Consider the following 5,962-nt stretch of genomic DNA (forward strand, 5'->3'; position numbering starts at 1 on the left):
AGTCGCGGCTGAGTCGCTCACGGCGTCCTGCCTCCCGCGACATTAGTACATCCATGTACGTCAAGCCCCTCCTACAAGACAGTTACCAGAACCTGGTAACTAGCAGCTAGCCCCGCCCGAAGGGCCCTTGTGGGAGGCGATTCCATCGGCGACGGTTGTGCCTCTTCTCGCAAGTCGCGGCTGAGTCGCTCACGGCGTCCTGCCTCCCGCGACATTAGTACATCCATGTACGTCAAGCCCCTCCTACAAATCCAGCTACTAGCAAGATCATTCCCTCCCCTGCAAGGGGAGGGTTTAGGGAGGGGTGATATAAAATCAGCCCCTGCAAAATCTCCTCGTCACTCGTAACCAGCACCTCGTCCCTGCCCGAAGGGCGCTAGATACTAAAAAGGCGGCAGGAGCCTCGCTCTTGCCGCCTTTGGAATGGTAGCCACCCTCTGATAACGAATCAACCGGGCTGGATCTCGACCCGTTCCATGCTTTCGTTGACCCGCTCGCGCAGCTCCTTGCCGGGCTTGAAATGCGGGACATACTTGGCTGCCAGTTCGACCGAATCCCCGGTTTTGGGATTGCGGCCAATGCGTGGCGGCCGGTAATGCAAGGAAAAGCTGCCAAAACCCCGGATTTCGATTCGCTCGCCATTCGCCAGCGTGGTCGCCATGTGATCCAGCATGGTTTTCACGGCCAGCTCCACATCCTTGTAGGCTAATTGACCTTGCTTCTGCGAGAGAATCTCAATCAATTCTGATTTTGTCATAATCCGTCCTTCAGGGCAGACTTGCAACAGCCCGGTTGTGGCGTTATTCGTTGTTATCCATCTGTTCCTTGAGCAGATCGCCCAGGGTCGTGGTGGCGCCAGTGCTGCCGCTGTAATCCTTCATAGCGGCTTTTTCGGCATCCGAGTCAATGGCTTTAATTGACAGGGAAATCTGACGGTTCTTGCGATCCACGCCGGTGAACTTGGCTTCAACGGTTTCGCCTTCCTTGAGGACACTGCGCGCGTCTTCAACACGGTCCTGGGAGATTTCCGAGGCACGCAGGTAACCTTCGATGCCGTCACCCAGATCGATCGTGGCGCCCTTGGGATCCACTTCGGTGATGGTGCCCTTGACCACGCTGCCCTTGGCATTTTCAGCCAGGAAGTTGGAGAAGGGATCCTTGTCCATCTGTTTGACGCCCAGGGAAATGCGCTCGCGTTCCGGGTCCACGGAGAGAACAACGGCTTCGATTTCGTCACCCTTCTTGTAGTTGCGCACGGCTTCTTCGCCGGGCACGTTCCAGGAAATGTCGGACAGATGCACCAGGCCGTCGATACCGCCGTCCAGACCGATGAAGATACCAAAATCGGTAATGGACTTGATGGTACCGCTGACCTTGTCGTTCTTGTTGTGCTCGGCGGCAAAGGCTTCCCAGGGGTTTTCCTGGCACTGTTTCATGCCAAGGGAAATACGACGACGCTCTTCGTCGATATCCAGCACCATGACTTCCACTTCATCACCCAGCTGGACAACCTTGCTCGGGTGAATGTTCTTGTTGGTCCAGTCCATTTCGGAAACGTGCACCAGACCTTCCACGCCTTCTTCGAGCTCCACAAAGCAGCCATAATCGGCGATGTTGGTTACCTTGCCGAACAGGCGGGTGCCTTCGGGATAGCGGCGGGAGATATCGACCCACGGATCGTCACCCATCTGCTTGAGTCCCAGGGAGACACGCATGCGTTCACGGTCGAACTTGAGAACCTTGACTTCGATCTCGTCACCGACCTGCACGATTTCGCTCGGGTGCTTGACGCGCTTCCAGGCCATGTCGGTGATGTGCAACAGACCGTCAACACCGCCGAGATCGACAAACGCACCATAATCGGTCAGGTTCTTGACCACGCCCTTGACCACGGCCCCTTCCTGCATGTTTTCCAGGATGGCTTCGCGCTCGGCGCCGCCTTCTTCCTCGACCACGGCACGACGGGAGACCACAACGTTGTTACGACGCTGATCCAGCTTGATAACCTTGAATTCGAGATCCTTGCCTTCGAGATAACTGGTGTCACGCACCGGGCGCACATCTACCAGGGAACCTGGCAGGAAAGCGCGGATATGATCCAGCTCGACGGTAAACCCGCCCTTGACCTTGTCGGTAATGACACCGGTCACGGTTTCACCGGCTTCATGAGCGGCTTCGAGTTTCGTCCAGGTTTCGGCGCGCTTGGCTTTCTCGCGTGACAGACGGGTTTCACCAAAACCGTCTTCGACCGAGTCCAGCGCCACTTCCACGTTGTCACCGATACTGACTTCGAGTTCACCCTCTTCGCCGAAAAACTGGGAAACGGGGATCACGCCCTCGGACTTGAGGCCGGCATTGACGACGACAAAGTCATCATTGATATCGACAACGGTACCGGTAATGATCGCGCCGGGACGCATCTGGGTTTGATTCAGACTTTCTTCAAATAACTGTGCAAAGCTTTCGCTCATGTTGTATTTCGCCTCAGGCCACAGCGTGACCTTGTCTATATGCAGTCGAAACTGCGGGGTTGATTAAACACACAGGCGGAACCCCGGGGTTCCGCCCACTTCATTGACCGCTACACGGCAAAACGGTCCCGACACCCGGCCAGGACCTGTTCGACCACCTGGTCGATGTCCAGCGTGGAGGTATCCAGCACAATGGCATCGGCGGCCGGTTTCAGCGGCGAGGACTGGCGCTCGGTATCGCGCGCATCCCGCTCGGTGATCTCCCGTAGGAGGCCGGCCAGACTAGCACTTATTCCCTTTTCTTTCAACTGTTTATAACGTCTTTCGGCGCGCACCTCGGCGCTGGCGGTCAGGTAGATCTTGAGGCCGGCATCCGGGAAGACCGTGGTGCCCATATCGCGGCCGTCCGCCACCAGGCCCGGGGGCTGGCGAAAATCGCGCTGGCGCTGCAGCAGGGCCGCGCGCACGGTTCCCAGCGCCGCCACTTTGGAAGCGTCGTTGCCGACCTGCTCGGTGCGGATGGCATTGCCCACCGGCTCGCCGTCGAGTTTGGCCACCACTTCGCCGCTGTCCGGCAGGACTTCGAAATCCACATCCATTTGCAAGGCGTAGTCCGCCAGGGCGTCCTCATCGGCCATATCAATGGCACGCCGGGTGGCGCCCAGAGCCACCAGCCGGTAGAGCGCACCGCTGTCGAGCAAATGCCAGTTCAAGGTCCGAGCCACCCGACTGGCGATGGTCCCCTTGCCGGAGCCGCTGGGGCCATCGAGAGTCAATACCGGTGCCAGTTCTCTCATACCTCGCCCTCCTGACTGATGGCCAGCCCGGCTCCGGCGGCCCGTTCCACAAAGCCGGGGAACGAGGTGGCCACGTTCTCACAGTCCCGGACGGTAATCGGTCCGTCGGCGCGCAAGGCCGCCATGGCAAAGGCCATGGCGATGCGGTGATCGCCGTGGCTGTCGACCGTACCGCTGCCCAGCGTCCCGCCGCGAATGACCATGCCGTCCTCGGTGGGGCGGGCATCAATGCCCAGCACCCGCAGGCCGTCGGCCATGACCTGGATCCGGTCACTCTCCTTGACCCGCAGCTCGCGGGCGCCGGTCAACACGGTCTCGCCCTCGGCGCAGGCGGCGGCGATAAACAGGGCCGGAAACTCGTCGATGGCCAGCGGGACCTGATCCTCGGGAATATGAATGCCTTTGAGCGGTGCGCTGCGCACCCGCACGTCGGCCACCGGTTCGCCGCCGACGGTTTGCTCGTTACTCAGGGTGATATCCGCGCCCATCTGGCGCAGGATGGTAATCACCCCGATGCGGGTCGGGTTGATGCCCACATGCTCGAGCGTGATGTCCGAGCCCGGCGCAATGCTGGCCCCGACCATGAAAAACGCCGCCGAGGAAATATCCGCCGGCACATCAATATTGCAGGCCATCAGTTTGCCGCCGCTGGACAAACAGGCGGTAGCAGCGTCCCGTTGCAGCGGATAGCCAAAGCCTTCCAGCATTTGTTCGGTGTGGTCCCGGGTCGGCGCCGGCTCGGTGACGCAGGTTTCGCCCGCGGCATACAGGCCGGCCAGCAACAAACAGGATTTAACCTGGGCGCTGGCCACCGGCATGGCGTAGTGAATCCCGTGCAACGCCTGACCGCCGTGAATCCGCAACGGTGGCGTGCCGGCCTCGCTGGTCTCGATTTTCGCCCCCATTTCGGCCAGCGGCCCGGTGACCCGTTTCATCGGCCGTTTATTCAGGGAGGCGTCCCCCAGCAGAGTTGAATCAAACGACTGGGCCGCCAGCAGCCCGGCGAGCAGGCGCATGGACGTGCCGGAGTTGCCCAGATCCAGCGGCGCCGCCGGCGTCTTGAGTCCGTGCAGGCCAACTCCTTCGATCACCACCTGGCCCGCTGTCGGGCCGTCGATACTGACGCCCATCGCCCGAAACGCATTCAGCGTGGCCAGATTATCAGCCCCTTCGAGAAACCCGCTCACCCGGGTCGTCCCCTCAGCCAGGGCGCCAAGCATGATGCTGCGATGGGAGATCGATTTATCGCCCGGGACACGCAGCCGGCCCTGCAACTTCCCGCCGGGCCGGACTGTAAACAGGGGTGAAGTTGTATTCTGAGTCATAGCCGCTACCAATCTTCGTCAACATCAGGTCGTGCTGACGGTTTCCTCTTTGTCTGTCTTGTGAATCTGGCGAGTGTGCCAGGCAAAAATCACCGTCAAATAGGTCAGGAACACTGCTGTGTAGTTATTGTGATAAGTTGGAGCCGCATCGGAAATGGCGTACACCATGATTAATGTAATAAACGCAATGCCGGTGAAGGCACTTTCCCGTGAAGCCTGTCGCGTGCGCACAAAAAAATATAATGGATACAAATAGAGCGCCAGCACCGCAGTCAAGCCCAGAACACCTTTGGAAGCTAGCGCCTCAAAATAAACGCTGTGGGGGTGATTGGTCTGTTTCACACTTTTGTTGATTCGTTTTTCCCTGACGTATTGCGTCGTTTTTTCAGGGAAATTATACCGGCCGACACCGAGTAAAGGTTTTTCCGCCGCAGCAAATACCGAAGCCCGCCACATTTCCAGCCGCTTACCCGCGCTGCTGTCGCCATGCGGATTCGGACTATCCGGTTCTTCCACCATATAGGCAACATATCTGTGCACATCATCAATTGCCTGGTCGATACGTTTTTGCGCCAGATCAATCTGTGTATAACTAACACCAATCAGAATGAATGCGGCAATCGTAACCAGTACCGAGTTGCGCGCGCGGAAATAATAAACAAAGGCCACAACCGTCACTACCAGCAGTGCCACATAGGCACTGCGTGCGCCGGACATCAGCACGATATACAATCCGGCCAGCGCCACCAGAACCCCAATCGCATTGCGCCAGTGATAGCGGGCAATATGCCGATACCATGGCAGTTGCAGAGCAATCATCATCAACAATACCGGCCCGAGCAGTAGTGGACTGTAGTGTCCGATCGCCCGTGACTGATCCAGCACATACAGCTCATGCAGCCCGAATCCCACGGTCACCACGATCGCCAGCCAGGAACCGACCCACAGATAGCGCCACAAATCCTCGCAACGACGGACCACCAGATAAAAGGGAATAATGAACAGGAATTTCAGTTCATTGCCCAGCGCCTTCTGCCCAGCCGCATCCCAGCCATTGGCGGTAATCGACAGGATGGCCACGATAAAATAGGCGCCCAGAATCCAGAGCAGCACTTTCTCTTCGCGATGCAGCGGTGGCGCGGAAGCCCGTTTCATCGGCCACAGGACCAGGCCGGTAAGAATCAGCAGGCCAAAGAACGTACTGGCCCAGTGCTGTATATATATTACGCCAATGGGAAACAGCAGCACCCACAGGCGAATAAGACTCAACGATTCCAGCGGGAAATAGCGGGTAATCCGGGACAAACGGGCCGTTAACATCATGATCGTTTTAAATTGTCCGTCACTGGCAGAAATCATCCCGCCGCTG

5 protein-coding genes are annotated in these 5,962 nt (G+C 58.4%); all 5 read right to left on the reverse strand.

Annotated elements, in window-relative coordinates:
* Positions 1 to 448: 448 nt before the first annotated feature.
* Positions 449 to 757, reverse strand: coding sequence for an integration host factor subunit beta (locus RI563_RS12265; RefSeq protein WP_310694672.1), 309 nt, complete (start codon positions 755 to 757; stop codon positions 449 to 451).
* A 43-nt stretch (positions 758 to 800) separates the two neighbouring features.
* Positions 801 to 2,495: a 30S ribosomal protein S1 gene (gene rpsA, locus RI563_RS12270; RefSeq protein WP_310694676.1), complete on the reverse strand. Its 1,695-nt coding sequence runs from the start codon at positions 2,493 to 2,495 to the stop codon at positions 801 to 803.
* 86 nt (positions 2,496 to 2,581) lie between these two features.
* The gene (gene cmk / locus RI563_RS12275; protein ID WP_310694673.1) at positions 2,582 to 3,268 is read right to left on the reverse strand and encodes a (d)CMP kinase; all 687 of its coding nucleotides are present in this window, start codon (positions 3,266 to 3,268) and stop codon (positions 2,582 to 2,584) included.
* The gene (gene aroA, locus RI563_RS12280) at positions 3,265 to 4,593 is read right to left on the reverse strand and encodes a 3-phosphoshikimate 1-carboxyvinyltransferase (protein WP_310694674.1); all 1,329 of its coding nucleotides are present in this window, start codon (positions 4,591 to 4,593) and stop codon (positions 3,265 to 3,267) included. Before aroA ends, cmk begins: the two co-directional genes overlap by 4 nt.
* A 24-nt stretch (positions 4,594 to 4,617) precedes the next feature.
* Positions 4,618 to 5,962, reverse strand: a 1,345-nt coding sequence (locus tag RI563_RS12285; protein WP_310694675.1) for an O-antigen ligase family protein, incomplete at its 5' end; no start/stop codon positions are given.

The organism is Thiohalophilus sp. (assembly GCF_031581315.1).
Lineage (GTDB): Bacteria > Pseudomonadota > Gammaproteobacteria > UBA6429 > Thiohalophilaceae > Thiohalophilus.

What these genes read in the sequence shown, in the direction of transcription:
- aroA (WP_310694674.1), bottom strand. Translation starts at nt 4,593, where the DNA reads ATGACTCAGAATACAACTTCACCCCTGTTTACAGTCCGGCCCGGCGGG.
- RI563_RS12265 (WP_310694672.1), bottom strand. Translation starts at nt 757, where the DNA reads ATGACAAAATCAGAATTGATTGAGATTCTCTCGCAGAAGCAAGGTCAA.
- cmk (WP_310694673.1), bottom strand. Translation starts at nt 3,268, where the DNA reads ATGAGAGAACTGGCACCGGTATTGACTCTCGATGGCCCCAGCGGCTCC.